Genomic DNA, 17,919 nt, shown 5'->3' with positions numbered 1-17,919 from the left:
ACGCCTACTGATTGCGGATCGCCCAAAGCTCCATCTGCAGACCTGGGTACTGTCCTGACACGTGCACCGCGATCCCACCGGAGGTAGTCATTTTGCTCCAATACGGGCTGGCGGCGTCCAGTTCGAAGTACACCACTCCCGAATGATACGGAATTTGACGCGGAGCAACAGGGAGCGGGCGCAGCGTGATTCCCGGTAAGGCCGAGTTCACCAACTGACGGATTTCCTCGACTGGCCCGGTCTTGGCCTGGCCTGCAAAATGCCTCCGTACATCCTCGGCTGGGATATCGGCATTGACGGCCAGAACGAACCCCGCATTTCCGATCAACTTGCGGTCGGCTATTACGCCTACGCTTATGCCGTATTTCCGTGGCTCCAGCGGGATCGAGATCGCCGTCTGCTCCAAAACCGAGCTCAGGTACTGGCGCAGAACGCGGATCACTGGCGCAAAAGACTCGGTCAGATTGTCATGCTGATAGGCTGGAAACTGCACGGCTTCCTTTTCGGCACTCATAAATGTCGCAAGCTCTCCAGCCAGCGCGGCACAGACGCGATAAACATGTTCGGGATGCACGTTTTCGATATTTGCGAAATGGCGAACAAGAGGCAAGTTTCGGTTTATCACCATCAACAACAAGAAATCCGATATCTCGGCAGCACCCTTGGCAGGACCGCCTTCAGACAATCTTCCGGCCAAGGCCTGCATCCTGTGTGACAGCATACCTTCAAGTTCGTTCATGAAGCCCGCCAGTGCCGGAGCCGCGCGAACATCCATAACCGAGGGGATAAAGCCACGGTCCATTATGATTTCTTTGTCCGGACGCACTTCGATGATCCGGGCAATCGGAATGGCAAGCTTGTCGGCCAAATCGTCAACAGCCAGTGCAAACTGCAGGCGCAGCTTGCCAACACCAAGGGTCACCGGCTTCTTTTGCTGGCTCATCACATCCGTGATTTCCTGCTCTGCCGGGCGCAGACGGCTAACCGACTGTTCAGCCCCGCTCAGGTCTACTTCGGACGCGCCTTGCCGCCTTTGCGGAACCGTCAAATATACCACGCAATCCTTGATCGACTCGGGCACTTCCAGCGCCGGTGGATGATCTTCGGCCTGCGGGACGCGAAACACCTGCCCATCCGATGTCAGACCCGCGCAAGACTTGAGCGCGATCTGACCGACCTTGAGTACTTCGTCATCAATCTCAAGCGCACTCATACCCCAGGCATAGGGCGTCATTCTACGCGCCAGCCCGGCCACCAGAGCCTCAGTATATCTGTCGGCCTGCTGGAAATGATGGGGCTGCAGAAACAACCCTTCGGTCCATAGCACCTTGCTGTCCCAGGACAATGGCTGCCCTCCCTTGTTATCGCGCCCAAGCTGGACGTTACTTCAGCTTCTCCAGCTGTTCCTTATAGGCACGTGCGAACTCGCGGCTGAATAGATCGTGGAAATCATTCTCTGCCTGATCCGAAATCTCCGCGTACATCTTCTCATAGACTTCCCAATATTGAGTCTTCTTACCCTTGAAAAGTGACCCAAGTTTGCCAGACCCTTCAATTTTTCCGGCCAAAACTTCGGGATCAAGACGAGACAGCACGCCTTTCAATGCCGCCTCCATGCCTGTCACCATGGCGATCTCATGCGCCTTAATGTCATTCAGCGCCTCCTCGGTCGCTTCTTCCGAAGCCAGATAGCCTTTGACACGAGGTTTCACGAGCGCTTCGATTGCCTGCTCCGGGCTGATCGAAAACTTTAACGGGTTATTCCCACCTGCGCTGATCATCGTCTGATCGATCCGGAATTCAGACTTGATCGAGGTGCGCGTCATCAGGATCTCGCGCAGACCAACAATCATCGTTCGCAGCACACGGCCCAACCGGCCCATCGTTGCGGGCAGATCAGCATCGTCAATGCGCAGATCATCCACCTCAAGCGCCTCAAGCAAAGCGCGTGCCGCCGCCTGATCCCCAGTCGCGACAGGCATAGCGGCCTGTACGTCCACTTTTGCTTGCTCCGGCGCAGGTTCGGAAGATGCAGCTTCGGGTTTGGAGATCGGTGGTGGTGCAGCAGCCTGCCCACCCGGTGTCGGTTTAGTTGGCGGCGGAGCCGGGTTTTGTGGTGCTCCCCCGAAAGGGTCTGTGGGTGATGCGCCTTGTGGCGAAAGCAGGTCATCATCCCAATCATCCGGGATCAGATTTGCGCCACTGCTTGGAGCCGAAAACGCATCCGAGGCTGACGGATTGTGCATCGGATCGCTGGCCCCCATTTCCTGATGCGCATCTTTTGGTTTCGCAAAAAATGGGTCGTCATCATCCAAAGGCGGCAACAGCTCATCCATCGGGTCAGGCGTCGAAATTTGGCCCGGCCCTTTCGGCGCGTCACCCCCCAACAATTCATCAAGGAAATCCCCGCCCGGCCCCGAATCGTCCAGCAGAGCCAACGGGTCAGGCGCATTTTGCGACTGCCCCGGCGAGACTCGATCCTGTTGCATCGGCTGAGGAATCATCTCTTCGAACGACGGCAGGTCGGCGCCGATTTCGACCACCATTTCATACCCACCTGCCGTCAGCACATCGCCATTGTTCAGCGGTGTGGGCGTCCGGCCCAGGGCAATCTTAGAGTAGTTGAGAAAAGTGCCGTTGGTCGACAAGTCCACAATCACGACGTTGCCATTGTGATCTTCGATGACAAAATGGTTCTTGCTGAGCGTTCGCTCAGGGTCGGGGAGGACAAGGTCATTGGCCGGTCCACGCCCCACGGTCAAAGAACCCCCCTGCATCGACACCGGGCGCCCGTCGCCCGGCACTATGCCGGTGGATTGAAATTTTAGTGTGACCGTCATTCGTTTGTCTTCATCCTCCAACCAGAACGGTGGGGCAGCAAGGCGGCAGGATCGGACCACCGCAGGCGCAAGTATCCATCACCCGCGCCGCCGGAAGCTTGCCAATCAACACCGTCGCCGATCCTTTCAATATAGGATGCGGAAATGCAGGTGTCGCCAAATCTGTCACACGTGCCGCTGGCAGTTTTGAAACCAGAACGGTTGGACAACAAGGTGGCATGATCGGCATCGGTACCGGCGCAGGAGGAGGAGGCGCTGGCGGCGGTGCCGGCAGCGTGCATGCGTGCAGATCAGTTACACGGGCCTGTGGAAATCCCATGTTTATTCCTCCGTCTCTGAACCGGCACCGTCGCGGTCCAGACTACCATTCCCACCCCGAGCAATATCGACGCCGCGATCAATCAGCAACTGTAGGTAGGCATCAAAATCGCCTTCGTGATTGTCCATCGCAACAACATTCATTGCAAAGGCCACGATTTCCGCCGCCCCGAGCGGGGCTGGCATAGTCGCTAAATCGCCGGTTCCCAGCGTACCATCTGAATAGAGCACGCCAATGGCACAATTCACGGTTTCGTCATCCGGGTCGGCCAGATCAATGGTTTCCCCCGCTTTTTGCCGGTTTTCGGGCGTTGGGCGAAACACCCATTCCTCGGATGCAGCTAAAGCGCGGGTATTGTTGTCCGGCGCTTTGCCGATGTAATCGCGCGCGGCCAGGCAAGACCACCACACGCGCTCCCGTGGCGGCAGCGCAACACCCAACAGACGCAGTACATCAATGTAAGCTTCCTTTTTATCCAATTCAGCCAGAACAACATCCACTGCAGCGCTGGCCGGGGCATCAAGTTCAACACTGAGCCGCGCGTTGGCGTCGGCCAACATGCGGGCGGCGGGTACCTGCGGGACCTTGACCATATCTGCAAATCGTTCACTCATCGGTCAGCCCCCTAGTTGATCATTGTCAGGCCGCCCTTGAGGGTCAGCATGGCATCGCCGTTCACAGTCGTCATCGGGCTCTTTGCATCCAGTTTGGCATTCGCCTGAACCTTGATCATCGTACTCTTGATTGTAATGCTTGTCGGATCCAGCTTGATCGATGACCCGCCCACTTTCAGTTCAATCGACTGCATTGCGGTGACGGTAATCTTGCCCGATTTGGCATCGACCTGAATATTGCCGGTGTTCACCGTGGTTGTCTTGTTCCCGGTCTTGATCGTTTCGGTGTTGTTGCCGGTCACGGTGCGGGTGGACTTGCCCTCGACCGTTTCGGTTTGGTCGGTCTTGATTTCGACCGTCTGGCTGCCGGTTTCAATCTTGAAAGTATGGTCGCCCTCTTTGATCGTTTCATCCACGTTCTTCTTGACCACCTGGCTCAGACAGCCGTCGCCGCCGTTGCCGCCTTTGTCCAGCTTGTCATAACCAACGGTAATGGTGGACATGTTCTTGACCAGCTTTTCATGATCCTTCTGCGCCTGAAAACGCACCAGTTCTTCGCCCTTTTTGTCCTCGAACATCAGCTCGTTGAACATCTCGGCGCTGCCACCTTTCGAGGACCGCGTCTTGATCCCGGTCTGCGTCTGATTGGCAGGCAGCGCATAGGGCGGCATGGTGTCCGCGTTGTACAGCATGCCGGTACAGATCGGCCGGTCCGGATCGCCCTCTTCGAACTGGATCACCACCTCCTGACCAATGCGGGGAATGCTGACCATCCCCCAGTTCTTGCCGGACCACGGCGTGACGACACGCACCCAGCAAGTCGTGTTCTCGTCTTTCTTGCCTTCGCGATCCCAGTGGAACTGCACTTTGATGCGCCCGTGCTTGTCGGTCCAGATTTCCTCGCCGCTTTTGCCAGTCACAATGGCGGTATGCAGCCCCGAAATCTCGGGCCATGGCGCGGTCAGGGGCGAGCGGTATTTGACTGATTTCGGCTGCGCCTCGAACTCGACCATGAACATCTCGCCGCCATCATCGGGGAATTCCAGCGCGCCGGTATCAAGGTCTTGTGAGTTCTTCTCGAACCCGTAACCCTCGGTCGTCTGCAGGTAATAGGTAGCCCCGGTGATCAGGAAATCATCGTTCTGGGCCTTTTCGGGATGTTCCTTCAACGTGAAGGTTTTGCCCACCTCCATCGCCCGGACTGAGGCGCGGCCCCGGCGGCGGTCGAACCGGGCATCTTCGGCCTCCATGCGCACCTGAGCACGGGTCGTGCCGAGCTTGGTTTCCTTATAATAATGTCCGGGTGCATCGTACAGCTCATAGCTTTTGTAGTTATGCGTAGCCTTGGTCTTTGTGTTCGCCCGCACATCCAGCTTGGCGTTCGGCGTGTTGAAATCGAAATCCCGCAGCGACACGACGCCCGGTACGACCTCTTGCGAGCTAGCCCATTCTGACACGCAATCCGGCAGGCGCTGTTTATAGTCATCGCCTGGACGATATTCGACCGTCGATATGCCTTCGATGGGCTTGTGCGCGGAAACATCGTCGCACAGCACGAGCGTTTCCAGCTTACGCTCGGCATTCGCGTAGTCGAAATAATAATAGATGCCCTCTTCCTGCATCAGACGCGAGATGAAATCGAAGTCGGTTTCCCGGTACTGCACGCAGTATTCCCGCTGCTGATAACTGGCGCTCAGACTCTTTTTGAAGTCCGAGAACGCGTACTCGCCGAAGATTTTTTCGATGATCTGCACGGCGGTCATGTTCTGGAAAATGCGGCTGTCGGTGGTCTGATCCAGCATCCAGAACCAGGGTCGCAATTCTGCCAGCAATTGTACAAAGCCATCCCGCAGTGCCAGCCGTTCAACGCGAACAATCGTGCCGGTGAACTTGCGCTCGGCCCCCTTGGCGGCGGCCATGTGGATGGTCATGATCTTGCCCAGCAGCTTGTCCAGCGCGATGGACTTGTCCGGCGACAGAACCTCGACCTGAATGTCCGTTAGCTCGCCCAGCTTTTCCGTCACAATCGCCCGCCGGATGACTAGCTCGTCTTCGCCATAGCTGTATGAGCCGGTGATCCGAAGGGGCCACTCTTTACTTTGCATACCTTGCGCCATTTACCGTTCCTTCCAAATCTCGTTCGACACGCCGTTACAGATCGGCCAGCAAAGCCGCCAGTTCCGGGTCCATTTCATCTTCATCCCCGTCATCCCCCGCATCATCATCAAATGCCGAGAGAAAATCATCCAGACCGCCAGCGTCATCGTCCTCAATATCCAGGTCGAAGCCATCGTCATCCAGATCCGATGTGTCGTCATCGCCGAGGTCAAGATCTGGATCGGAATCATCGTCCAGACCCAGATCATCCATATCAAACTCATCGTCCGAGACCGCCTCTTCCGCCTCGGGCTCATCCGGCACATCCGGTGATGGCGCCGGAGCCGGGACGCCTGACCACGGCCCTAGCAACTCCTGACCAGCGACCGAGTTGAACGATCCCAGCCTGATCTCATCCCGCCCTTTGACAGACAGCAGGGGCATATAACCGCGCTGAACCGAATGTTCGTGCTTGTCCAAACTGATATTGCGCTCGGTGCAGGGCAGAGCCACCTGATCGCCATAGCGGTCGTTTACGAAATGATAAGGCATTCCACCAAGGCTCATGACTGAACCCAAATTCATCGCTTTGCCATTCTGCTTGAAAGACCGTGCAAGTAAGATCGTCACTAGCACCGCTGGATTGGCCCAGAGCATTCCGCGCAATCCTTCAGCCTCGGTGAATTCCTCGAATTCAAACTCATAAATTGGTTCGGACTTGGCCCCGTATGGCCGACGCAGCAGAAAGCGTGGCGAAGCAAGCCCGACATGCCCGGCTTCAGGCATCATGCGGAACGTGTCCCAAGCCTTGACCACCAATGGGTGGCGGTCGTCTTTCTTGATGTCCAGATAGGCGGGTGTAATAGCGCTGATAAAGGGTGCATCCACATGTGCAGCAACCCGGCCCACGCGCCCGAGAAGTTCTGCATGAGGCGGTGTCTCCTCGAAAGTATAAAGACCGATCAGCGCGGAATATCCTCCACGTCCGTTCTCTTCATCTAGCGGCTCTTCGGTCAACAATCGCACAAGCCCGGTTTGGGCCAAATCCTCTTCGGCTGCCAGATCGGCGGCGATTTCTTCAGCGGATACATCGTAGAGGATCACATCCAGCGTATCGTCATCTTCGACGCTGCGGGCGATCAAATCCAGACTGCGCCATTGCGCCTCGACCGACTGAAATTCGGGATGATGCAGAACCAGCCGCATCGCCGTACTCAGCGCGTCATCTACCGCAGTCTGCATAGCTGCGACGTCGGGACTGGGTAGTTTGTGGATATGCGGCCCAACCACGCGCTTCAACAGATCGTCCACCGGAGAGGGTTGCGCCAATTCACCGCCGGTATCACCGATCAGCTTCTGAAAATCGCTCAGTTTCAGATCAGCTCGTACGGTGTTGCCACCCGAAGACTTGCGCGGTGGAATTACAGCCTGGCCAAATTCCTCTCCCCATGCGGTCAGCTGTTTTGCCGCGTGATCCGCCGTTGCTCCGGCACTCAACTGGCGTTTCAGACCCGCCAGACCCTCAAAAAGCTCAACATTTTCGAACAGCTCGTCGGGATGCAAGTCGTCGAGTTCATTCAGTTTCACCTCAATCCCTGCGCCATCCTTTCCGATAGGCAGCACAAGGGTGGTGGCGAAGCCGGCGATCACATCCTCAACCGTATCCGGATCCAGCAGGATCGGTTTGCGCGCGGCCAAGGCGTCCCCCGTCTCGATCTGGCCCCTCGCAGAACGGCCCGAGAAATCGCCAAAAACTGCTATACGAAAACGGCTACGCTTCAAGCGTTCAGGATCGGGCCTGTCGGCGCTCATCCGACCAAAAGCGAGCATCGGTTCCCCATCCGGTTTGGCCCCTTCCGAAGCGACCTCGTTATCGGTGCCCTCGGATTCGTCATCGTCCGACAGCAGATTGTCCAAATCAAAGTCATCTGCGTCATCGGACATAGTCTCTTCTTCATCCGAGTCATCCAGCAAACTGTCCAAATCAAGATCGTCCAGATCAGTCTCGGTACTTTCGGATCCTGATGCGTCATCCGACGAGTCTTCATCGTCGAACAGGTCGTCCAAATCCAAATCGTCGAGGTCCGCCTCGGATGTATCCGCCGCGTCATCATCCTCAGACGCGTCGCTGCTTAGCAGATCGTCCAGATCGAGGTCATCCAGCTCATCAGGCACAGGATCTTCTTCATCCGTGTCGTCCAGCAGACTGTCTAAATCCAAATCGTCCTGATCAGTCTCGGTACCTTCAGCTTCTTCCGCTTCGCCGGTCGCGTCGTCATCGCCAAGCAGGCTGTCCAAATCCAAGTCGTCGAGGTCCGCCTCAGAAGTATTCGAAGCGTCTTCTCCTTCGGTCGCGTCGCTGTCTAGTAGATCGTCCAGATCGAGGTTGTCGTCTTCACCTTCTGATACGGGACTGTCATCGTCTGACGAGTCATCTTCGAAAAGTTCATCCAGGTCCAAATCGTCTCCGTCTGCTTCCTCCGCAGTAGCCTCATAACCCTCGTCATCCAAGGCAAGGTCTCCGAGCAGATCGTCCAGCTCAACCTCATCCGAGGTCTCTTCCTCGGTCGCGCTGTCTGACAAATCGCCTAGTAAAGCATCCAAATCGTCAACGTCGTCCGCACTTTCCTCGGGCACGTTCTCTGCCAGATCGCCGAGAACATCATCTAAATCTTCTGCGTCATCCGCGCTATCGAGGTCCGGAATTGCTGCAAGGATATCATCCGATTCATCATCCTGATCCATGTCCTCTGGTGCCATGTCGGCAATATCGCCCAAAAGATCATCGATGCTGCTGTCTTCAGTGTCCTCCTCGGGCGCATCGTCGGCAAGGTCGGATAGTATGTCATCACTCTCGTCGTCGTCATCGGCCTCTTCAACGACCGGTAGCGAGGCCAACGCGTCTGCTGAGGAGGTATCCTCCAGCGCTTCGTCATCCGGTGCCAAATCCGCGAGGTCGCTCAGCAGGCCATCTACAGTGCTGTCATCCAGGGCATCATCTGGCGCAGCATCAGCGAGATCGGACAGGATGTCACTGCTGTCGTCGATGTCCTCGGCTTCGGCAACATCAGGCAGCGACGCCAGAGCATCGCTGTCTAAACTATCCTCGGCGGTGTCCTCAACCGGCGACATTTCGGCAAGTTCACCAAGCAGATCATCAACACTACTGTCTTCAGACTCGACCTCCGGCTCTGCTTCGGCAAGGTCGGACAGGATTTCGGAATAATCGGTTTCGGTTGTTTCTTCTGTCTCTGGGAGGGACGATAGCGCCTCTTCTAGGGAATTGTCCTCGGCAACAGCATCTGTGGCCTGATCTGCGAGGTCGGACAAAATGCCTGTTGCCTCATCTTGCGCCTCGTCCTCTGCCACGTCTGGAACTGAAAACAAGACGTTTTCGACCGAAGTATCTTCTACGGCCTCTTCGGGGGCTGCACCGGCCAGATCAGACAGCACGCCAGCGGTCATGTCGGTTTCGTCGTCGCTTGCAATCGCTTCCGGTAATGAAGCCAAAGCGTCGTCCAGGGACGTATCCTCAGGCGGGTCTTCGGGAGCGTTGACAGATAGGTTCGATAAGACGTCTGACGTCTCATCCGGTTGTTCGACGACCTCGGTTTGGGGCAGCGTCGCCAATGCCTCGGCCACCGAGTGATCGTCGGGGGCGTCTTCGGGGGCCAACTCCCGCAATGCATCCAGTGTCGACGCTGGGTCAGGATCTTCTACCGGGCCGCTTGCCAGCGTCGCCAACAGTGCAGGATCGGCCAAAATCTTTTCGATCAACGCCTCGGCTCCGGCCTTGCCGTCCATATAGGCCATAAGCGTGGCTAGCTGAGTGCGCGCGTCCAGTAGTTTCTGCAGGGGTTCAATCTTGGCCGCGATCTGAGCCGGGTTGAAATCACCCATCTTCTCAAATGTCAGGTCCACCGACAGATTGCCATCACCGGTCAGAGTATTGGGCACCGAAAACGCAACACGAGGAGCCATCGCCTTCATGCGTTCATCGAAATTGTCGACGTCGATCTCGAGAAATTTGCGGTCAGAAATCGAGACGGCTTCGGCCTTAGACTTCCCGGACAGATCACTCAGAACTCCCATCACGAACGGTAGCTGAACCTTTTTCTCGGCCCCGTACAATTCGACATCGTATTCGATCTGAACCCGCGGCGCCCTGTTGCGTGCAATGAATTTCTGAGAACTGTCAGTCATCGCCCTGCCCTTTCAACTCCGCAACTTCGCGACGCAACGCTTTCACTTCGACCAGCAGTTCCTTAACGCGATCATCAACTATGTCCGTTTCGCTGCGTACCAGTTCACGAAGATGCGAAAACTCTTCGACCGACTCGTCTTCGACCGCTGACTGCATCGTATTGACCAGTAGACCAATGAACAGGTTCAACACTGAGAACGCAGTTATGACTATAAATGGGACAAAGAATAACCACGCAGTTGGATGTGTTTCCATCACGGGACGCACGATGCCCATCGACCAGCTTTCCAGCGTCATGATCTGGAACAGCGAATACAAAGACCGGCCCAGCGTGCCGAACCATTCGGGAAAATCGGGGCCATACATCAGCGTAGCCATGACAGCAAAGACATAGAACACGATCGAGATCATGATGATCACTGCGCCCATGCCCGGCAACGCATCAAGCAACGCCTGTACCACAGCGCGCATTTGCGGAATGACTGACAAAAGGCGCATGGCGCGAATGACCCGCAGCCCTCGCAAGGCCGAAAGGCCATCGCGATTGGGCAACAGGCCCAGTGTTACGACCACAAGATCAAAGATGTTCCATGCATTTCTGAAGAAACTCAGCCGGTAAGCATAAAATTTCAGCAGCAACTCGGCTACGAAAACACCTAGGACGATGCTGTCAAACGTGGTCAAGAGATGGCCAACACTGGCCTGTATAGACGCCGAAGTCGACAATCCCAGCGTGATCGCATTGAAAATGATCACGCCAAGAATGGTGTTGGTCACAGCCTTGCGTTCAACAAATGCACGCACGGTGTCGCGGAGCGTTTCGCTCTTCTCGATACCGGTATCCAACATTGCCTCCTGTCGTCTAGCATCTGTTGGGCGCACAAGTGGCGCGCCCAACGTGTCAGGGTTCGATCAACCTACAGCGTCGCTGATGTTGTCGATCATACCTTTCACGGTCTTGATGTTGGTGAACATGTTCTTGGCTTCCGTTGCGATGGTTTTCTTATCCAACGCCTTGATCTTGTCGATGATCGCGGTGTCGTCCACTTTCAGACCATTGCCTTCCATCAACGCGTTCATATCATTTAGGAAATTCTCGCGATCTTCCAGCTTCTTTGAAAGTTCACTGGCCGAGCGTTTGACGTTCATACATTCAGCGCCCAACTTGATCCCCTCTTTGAGGGTCTTGGAGCCTCTGGCCGCCTTCATCAATTTGTCTGCCGAAGCGCCCAGATCATCCACTTTATGACGAGTCTTCGTCGTATGCTCGCGGTATTTCTCGCGTGCTTTCTTTGCGTCCTCCGCCTTGCCTTTCACCGCTTTCGCTGCAAAATCCAGCATGTTCTTGGCGATGGTCTTGGGGTCTTTGCCCTTTGTAACTTCCTCACCCATCGCAATAGCTTTGGCGGTGAATTTCTTAATCGCCTCCAACGGCTTTTTCGGCGAAATACCGGATGTGTCCGTGATACCCTGTCGCTCGGCCGCCTGCATGATGACAGATTCACGCAACTTCATGTAATTCTGGATTGCCTTATACAGGTCCTTGCGCAGCTTTTCCTCACCCTTGAGCTGTTGCTGAAGCTCCTTGCCCAGAGAATACACTTGCTTGGCAATGGTCTTGTAGGCCATCGCATCTGCGCCCGAAGATGCCACCAACCTCGCGACTGCGCCACTGATCTTGATGACGCCCATGGTTACTTTCACCGTGGTTTTTATGCGCGCCTCTTTCAGCAGCTTGTCTTTGTTCGCTTCGTCTTTCAGCTTCTTTTCGATCGCCACCTTGGCCGCACCTTCGGCGGAGGCCATGGCATTCTTGATCGACTGATTGACGCCCTGGATCAGCTTTTCCGCCTCGTCCTGAGACTTTTTCCCAGGCGTCTTCATCAACTCCCCGACTTTTTTGTCGAGCCGGACAGCCTCTTGAGTGATCGTCTTTTCGTAATCCTCCAGCACCTTCATGCCGGCATCTTCCAGACGTTTCAGCGCGGTTGAGGGTACCGGTGCGGGCTTTTTCAGCTTACCCGATTTCGTGATCTCGAATTCAACATCAACACGGTATTTCGGGATTTCGATGTACTCAAGCTTTGGCTTCGACCGGATCAGATCGACGACGTAAAACTTATGCTTGGTAACTGTTGTCTTTGCCATCTTGGGACTCCTCCACTGGCGATTTTCTATTGAGTTATGATCCGTCCGAATGGCGGCCTTTGTCAGTCAAACCCATAAGTGAATTCGCCGTCTGTGACCTCGATCACCACTTTTGAAACTTCGTGCCCTTCCATCATACGACGAAGAAACTCAGCCGAGATATCAGGCAGCATCGTATTGGTCACAATCGCGTCGATCATGCGACCTCCGCTGTCCAATTCCTGGCAACGGTTGACGATCTCTTCGACCACTGAGTCAGAGTATTCAAAGGGCACGCCATGAGCGTCCTGAACACGTTTTTTGATCCGGCCCAGTTGCAGTTTGGTGATCTCGCCCAACATTTCGGGGCTCAGCGGGTAGTAGGGGATCGTGACCAAACGTCCCAAAAGCGCGGGCGGGAAAACCTTGAGCAGCGGATCACGGAGCGCTTTGGCCATCCCCTCGGGGTCGGGCATCAAGTCGGGGTCCGCACACATATCCATGATCATCTCGGTCCCGACATTCGAAGTCAGCAGAATCAAAGTATTCTTGAAATCAATTACGCGACCCTCGCCATCTTCCATCACGCCCTTGTCGAAGACCTGAAAGAAAATTTCGTGTACATCAGGATGCGCCTTTTCGACCTCATCCAACAGAACTACCGAATACGGTTTGCGTCTTACCGCTTCGGTCAGCACACCGCCTTCGCCGTAGCCGACATAACCCGGAGGTGCTCCTTTCAAACTGCTGACGGTATGAGCTTCCTGATATTCGGACATGTTGATCGTAATGACGTTCTGTTCGCCACCGTACAAAACCTCGGCCAGTGCCAGTGCAGTTTCCGTTTTGCCAACACCACTGGTGCCAGCGAGCATGAACACCCCGATCGGTTTGTTCGGATTGTCCAGTCCGGCACGGCTGGTTTGAACCCGCTTGGCGATCATCTTCATCGCGTGGTCCTGACCGATCACACGCTTGGCCAGCCGTTCTTCGAGATTCAGGATGGTCTCGATTTCGTCTTTGACCATGCGGCCGACAGGGATACCTGTCCAGTCACCGACGACGCTGGCCACCGCCTGATGATCCACGATGGGCAGAATCAGCGGGCTATCACCTTGTAACACTTCCAGTTCTGCATTCTTGGCCTTCAATTCGGCCAGCAGTGCCTCCCGGTCGATGGGTTGCGTATCCGGGGCTTCATCGGTCGCGGCTTCACCCTCGGCTGTTCCAGTTCCTTCAACCTCCTGACCACCCTCGCGCAGCTTGGCACGCAGGTCGAGAATTTCTTCAACCACCTTTTTCTCGGCGTCCCAACGTCCAGTCAATTCTGCCAGACGCCCTTCCTCGGCCACTTTCGCGGCATTCACCGCTTCGCGCCGATCGGCTACGTCATATCCTGCTGTCTCATCCCGCTCGATGATCTCCAACTCAGTCGTCAATGCCTCGATCCGCCGTTGGCTATCGTCGACTTCCGCCGGAACCGCGTGCTGGGATACCGCTACGCGGGCACAGGCGGTGTCCAAAAGGCTGACTGATTTGTCGGGCAACTGACGCGCGGGGATGTAGCGAGCCGAAAGCGTCACCGCCGCCTCGATCCCTTCGTCCAGAACTTGCACACGATGGTGTTTCTCCAGCATCGAGGCGATACCGCGCATCATCAGGACAGCTTTTGGAATATCTGGCTCTTCAACATGCACGACCTGAAAACGCCGGGTCAGGGCTGGGTCTTTCTCGATGTATTTCTTGTATTCAGCCCATGTAGTCGCGCCGATTGTACGCAATGTACCACGCGCGAGCGCTGGTTTCAGAAGGTTGGCCGCATCCCCTGTCCCTGCGGCTCCACCAGCACCAACCAATGTATGCGTTTCATCAACAAACATTACGATCGGCGTCGGGCTGGCCTGCACCTCGTCAATCACCTGACGCAGGCGGTTTTCGAACTCTCCCTTCATCGAGGCCCCGGCCTGCAAGAGGCCCACATCCAACACCAGTAAGCGCACATCCTTCAATGCAGGTGGCACGTCACCACGGGCAATCCGCAGCGCAAACCCTTCAACCACAGCCGTTTTACCGACGCCAGCCTCACCAGTTAAAATCGGGTTGTTCTGACGGCGGCGCATTAACACGTCGACGATCTGACGGATTTCCTCATCGCGACCCACAATCGGATCGATCTCGCCGTTGCGCGCCTGTTCGGTCAGGTCAGTGCAGAACTGCTCCAACGCCTCACCTTTACCCATCGCGCCGGGTGCCATCGCACTGCTGGCCTCACCAGGTTCGGCACCGCCCCCAACATTGGAACCATCCTGTGCGCCCAACGTATCCTCAGGAGAACCATCTGTCGCCTCGGCAAAGCTGTCGGCCAGATCATCTGCGCCTATCTTCGCGAGCTCGGGCGACATACTGCCCAGAATGTTGCGCAGTGCGGGCGTCTTGAGCATGCCCAAAATCAGATAACCCGTGCGTACTTTGCTATCGGAGTACAAAAGCGACCCCCAGACCCAGCCGCGTTCCATCGCATCCATTAAGTGGTCGGAGAGGTCCGAGATCGAGGACGCCCCGCGCGGCAGCATATCCAGACTGCGGGTCAGTTCCGACGCGATCTTGCCCGGATCCAGATCATAGTGCTGGATGATCCGGTGAATGTCGCTGTCTTGGCCATTGAGGATTTGATGCAACCAATGCTGGATCTCGACATAAGGATTGCCCCGCATCTTGCAAAATACAGTGGCCCCTTCGATCGCTTGATAGCCCAGCTTGTTTAGCTTGCCGAAAAGCGAAACACGGCTGATTTCCGTCATATTCAATACCTCTCGTTGGGGGCCGGTTCTTTGGCCTCGAATTCTTGTGTCGTGTAGCCGGGGTACAGGATCAGATCATCTGCATCCGGCTGGGTTGTGTCCGCTTCATCGCGGCTTTTGATCCAGCTTGTGTGACCCAGCTGCGTCGTGCCGCCCAGCGATGCGCGGGGCACTTCGTCACCGGCCAGAACCAGATTGATCTCCCAATCCAGAGTGTCGCCGACATAGGTGCGTAGGATCGCCTCTAACCGCTGCTGCGACAGGCCGCCGGGAAGCAGGCGTTTGTAGTCTTCTAGTGAAACCGGCCCTATCCGGATTCGAAATTTGGCCGACCGAGACCAAACCCGGCTCCCGATGCTGGTTGACTGTCCCAGACGAGCGGGTCCACCCAGTTGCCAGGTATCATCGGGCTCAAGTTCCAACCAGGATCCTACAAATTGTTGGATGTGTGCCTCGACGCCGAAATAGTCGGACAGTATCGCGATTAGACCTTCAGCTGTCTTGGTGCCCGACCCCAGATGCCCGGCGAAAAATCGGCGTAGAATGTCCGACATCGCATCGCGATCTACGAACGACTGCCCTTTAAAACCGGCCAAAGCAGCCACCCGCTGTTCGAACGGATCATCCCCACGATCAAAGCTGGGGGCCGGTTCGGCTGCTGACCATGCGCGGTACAGCAAGCTCATCATTCGGTGCGTCAGCATGTCGGCAAAAGCGACAAAAGTAGGATCGCGGTGATTACGTTGCCGGTCGCGGGCGAATTCCGTCAAGTGCAACGGCAAAGGGCCTTGCGGGCCGAAGAAACCAAAGAATAGGTTGTTCAGCTTGCCGGGTGCGTTTTCTGACGCCGGTTCAAAACGGGTTAGAGTATTGGGAGGAAAGGCCAGCGACACATCCTGTCCCAACCGCACTTTGTCTTCGCGCGGACGGCGGGATTCGCCCAACCTCGGTGCATCGGAATAATGCGCCTCGATCACCCGAAGCGCCTGAAAGACATGATGCCTTTCAGGGTCTGCCGCCAGCGCGGCAAGCAGGCTCAAATGATCCTGCCCAGGCCGGCTGCTGGTCGCCATCTGGCAATCTCTCCTCGTCTTTCGGTTTTCAGAACGGTTTCCGTGAAACTGTTGATCGTCGTATATTTACGGAAGAACCGTTCAAGCACGGCACCCAGAACATATACGCTGGTGCCTTCGTAAAAGCTTTCATCAAACCCCAACGTAATCTCCAGACCGCGCACGGCTGTGCTGAGCACTTCGTCGCTCATCCGACGCACGATTGGGCGGCTGGTAACAGACGCCACGCCCTCCAACTGTTTTTCAGTCACCCTGTTTCCCAGAGGAGCATAGATCCCCAACAACTCGCGCAGCGCGCCTGCACCGCCTTCCGCGCCATCACCAGAGATCGAAAGATAGTTCAGGCTCAAATGGCTGATTAATTTCCAGGCTGCATCCCCCTGAGCCAACGTCGCATGAGGTCGAGTTGGGGTTACGGGTGTGCGTACCGATTTAACTGGCCCACCTTCTGGCAGATGGAACACATCTGTCCCTCCCGCCGCAAGTAGCATAGGAAGATCCCGGTTCGAGCACAGCGCCTCAACCGCCAACTGGTCAAGCGATCCGGGGTAAGGTGCCTGAGCCCGATCCACCAGCGTCAGATACACTTCAGAGCCCAGATAAGATGTGCGAACTCCGCGCAACCGTTCTTTTTCGTTCCGTTGCCGCATCCGACGCTTGACCGTGTAATAGGCCGAGTGGTTATCGCCCGCAGCTGTCAGATCAGTGTCGCTGTAGAATGGGCGGAAAGGAATGTCCCCTTCTTCATCGGACTGAATCCCAGTCACGCGATCAATTGAAAATATCTCATAATCCAAACCAGCTGTCCGGTTCGGCACAACATGGTGCTCGGTGTCCATTTGCGTGATATGAACCCGGTCACATCGGCGGTGAAACAGATTGACAGCCGGAACCGTGTTCAGCGCAAATGCCGCAGGCGTAACCGCCGGAGCGACATCGCGCATCCCGTCCTGCAGCAGGATATAGATATCAACATCACTGCCCGCCGACTGTTTCAAAGCCTGTTGCAAGCCGGTCAATTCGACAAACAGGAAACGTTCGGGCATTGCGAAATATTCCTGCAACAGACGATAGCCGTCAAAAGACTGGCGCGGCGTCGGCAGCAAAGCTTCTTCAGGCTCAAACCCTTTGGGGATAACATTTGCCTGGTTCAGGCGAACGGTCCAGTCTGCTCGCCGATCTGTCGACCGCCCGGTCAGGCCCACGCATTGAGTCGCCAGCAATTCATGAAGCGCCCATGCCTTGCCGCTCTGGGTGTCCAGATGCAGCACAAGATCGTCCAAACCCAGTTCTGTCATAGGTTCGCCGTCGGTGCGTCTCAAACGCAACCGGATGCCAGCCCGGGCGTCAGTTTCCTTGGCCACACCTGCTGCGACCAGTTCACCGCGCCCGTCAATGTATTCGGCTTCGGTAATCTCAATCGGCCACAGCGTCATGTCGGCCGAGGTCCTGAATTCACACGCGGTCTGCTCCCCTTCCGCCAAGTATGAACGCAACGTCGCACCACGTGGAATCGTATAGCCCTCTTTGAGGGCCGCATTGCCAACGTCCGGTTCAAACTGCGCAATCATCATGGATGGAGTCGGGGCCAGATAATGCGGATAGACTATTTCCAGAAGGTTCGACGTGAATGTCGGGAACTGCATTTCCAGTTCCAACTGCACGCGCGCCGCCAGAAAAGCGCTCCCCTCTAGCAGGCGTTCTACATAGGGATCGACAACTTCGATCCCTTCCATCCCCAGACGGGACGCGATCTTGGGATAAGCGGCAGCGAACTCTGCCCCCATTTCGCGAAGAAAGGCCAGTTCAGTTTCGTAGTGTTTGAGCAGGCGGGTATCCATCGC

11 protein-coding genes are annotated in these 17,919 nt (G+C 56.1%); all 11 read right to left on the bottom strand.

What is annotated here, in order from left to right; genetic code table 11:
* Positions 1 to 4 precede the first annotated feature (4 nt).
* The 11 genes from tssK to tssF all read right to left on the bottom strand — a co-directional run bounded on the left by tssK (position 5) and on the right by tssF (position 17,916).
* Complete coding sequence (gene tssK, locus AC2FI7_RS17910) at positions 5 to 1,345, bottom strand: type VI secretion system baseplate subunit TssK (protein WP_010443409.1); 1,341 nt, start codon at positions 1,343 to 1,345, stop codon at positions 5 to 7.
* Between the two features lie 37 nt (positions 1,346 to 1,382).
* Positions 1,383 to 2,840 (bottom strand): type VI secretion system-associated FHA domain protein TagH, encoded by a 1,458-nt coding sequence (tagH, locus tag AC2FI7_RS17905; protein WP_010443408.1) that lies wholly within the window; start codon positions 2,838 to 2,840, stop codon positions 1,383 to 1,385.
* 10 nt (positions 2,841 to 2,850) lie between these two features.
* Positions 2,851 to 3,159 (bottom strand): PAAR domain-containing protein, encoded by a 309-nt coding sequence (locus AC2FI7_RS17900; RefSeq protein ID WP_010443407.1) that lies wholly within the window; start codon positions 3,157 to 3,159, stop codon positions 2,851 to 2,853.
* 2 nt (positions 3,160 to 3,161) lie between these two features.
* Entirely contained in the window at positions 3,162 to 3,773 is a 612-nt protein-coding gene (locus AC2FI7_RS17895) for a DUF6931 family protein (RefSeq protein ID WP_010443406.1), read from the bottom strand.
* Positions 3,774 to 3,784: 11 nt separating this feature from the next.
* The gene (locus tag AC2FI7_RS17890) at positions 3,785 to 5,878 is read right to left on the bottom strand and encodes a type VI secretion system Vgr family protein (protein WP_238528849.1); all 2,094 of its coding nucleotides are present in this window, start codon (positions 5,876 to 5,878) and stop codon (positions 3,785 to 3,787) included.
* A 46-nt stretch (positions 5,879 to 5,924) separates the two neighbouring features.
* Positions 5,925 to 10,073: a type VI secretion system contractile sheath small subunit gene (gene tssB / locus AC2FI7_RS17885; protein WP_496816417.1), complete on the bottom strand. Its 4,149-nt coding sequence runs from the start codon at positions 10,071 to 10,073 to the stop codon at positions 5,925 to 5,927.
* The gene (locus AC2FI7_RS17880; RefSeq protein WP_010443403.1) at positions 10,066 to 10,923 is read right to left on the bottom strand and encodes an ion transporter; all 858 of its coding nucleotides are present in this window, start codon (positions 10,921 to 10,923) and stop codon (positions 10,066 to 10,068) included. The genes tssB and AC2FI7_RS17880 overlap by 8 nt, the downstream gene beginning before the upstream one ends.
* 63 nt (positions 10,924 to 10,986) lie before the next feature.
* Positions 10,987 to 12,222, bottom strand: coding sequence for a hypothetical protein (locus AC2FI7_RS17875; protein WP_010443402.1), 1,236 nt, complete (start codon positions 12,220 to 12,222; stop codon positions 10,987 to 10,989).
* A 62-nt stretch (positions 12,223 to 12,284) separates the two neighbouring features.
* Positions 12,285 to 15,002: a type VI secretion system ATPase TssH gene (gene tssH, locus AC2FI7_RS17870; RefSeq protein WP_496833539.1), complete on the bottom strand. Its 2,718-nt coding sequence runs from the start codon at positions 15,000 to 15,002 to the stop codon at positions 12,285 to 12,287.
* A 2-nt stretch (positions 15,003 to 15,004) separates the two neighbouring features.
* Positions 15,005 to 16,075: a type VI secretion system baseplate subunit TssG gene (gene tssG, locus AC2FI7_RS17865; RefSeq protein WP_496816412.1), complete on the bottom strand. Its 1,071-nt coding sequence runs from the start codon at positions 16,073 to 16,075 to the stop codon at positions 15,005 to 15,007.
* Positions 16,039 to 17,916, bottom strand: coding sequence for a type VI secretion system baseplate subunit TssF (gene tssF, locus AC2FI7_RS17860; RefSeq protein WP_010443399.1), 1,878 nt, complete (start codon positions 17,914 to 17,916; stop codon positions 16,039 to 16,041). The genes tssG and tssF overlap by 37 nt, the downstream gene beginning before the upstream one ends.
* Positions 17,917 to 17,919 lie beyond the last annotated feature (3 nt).

The organism is Ruegeria sp. YTSA064 (assembly GCF_059610325.1).
This window is presented reverse-complemented; position numbering and strand designations above follow the sequence as displayed.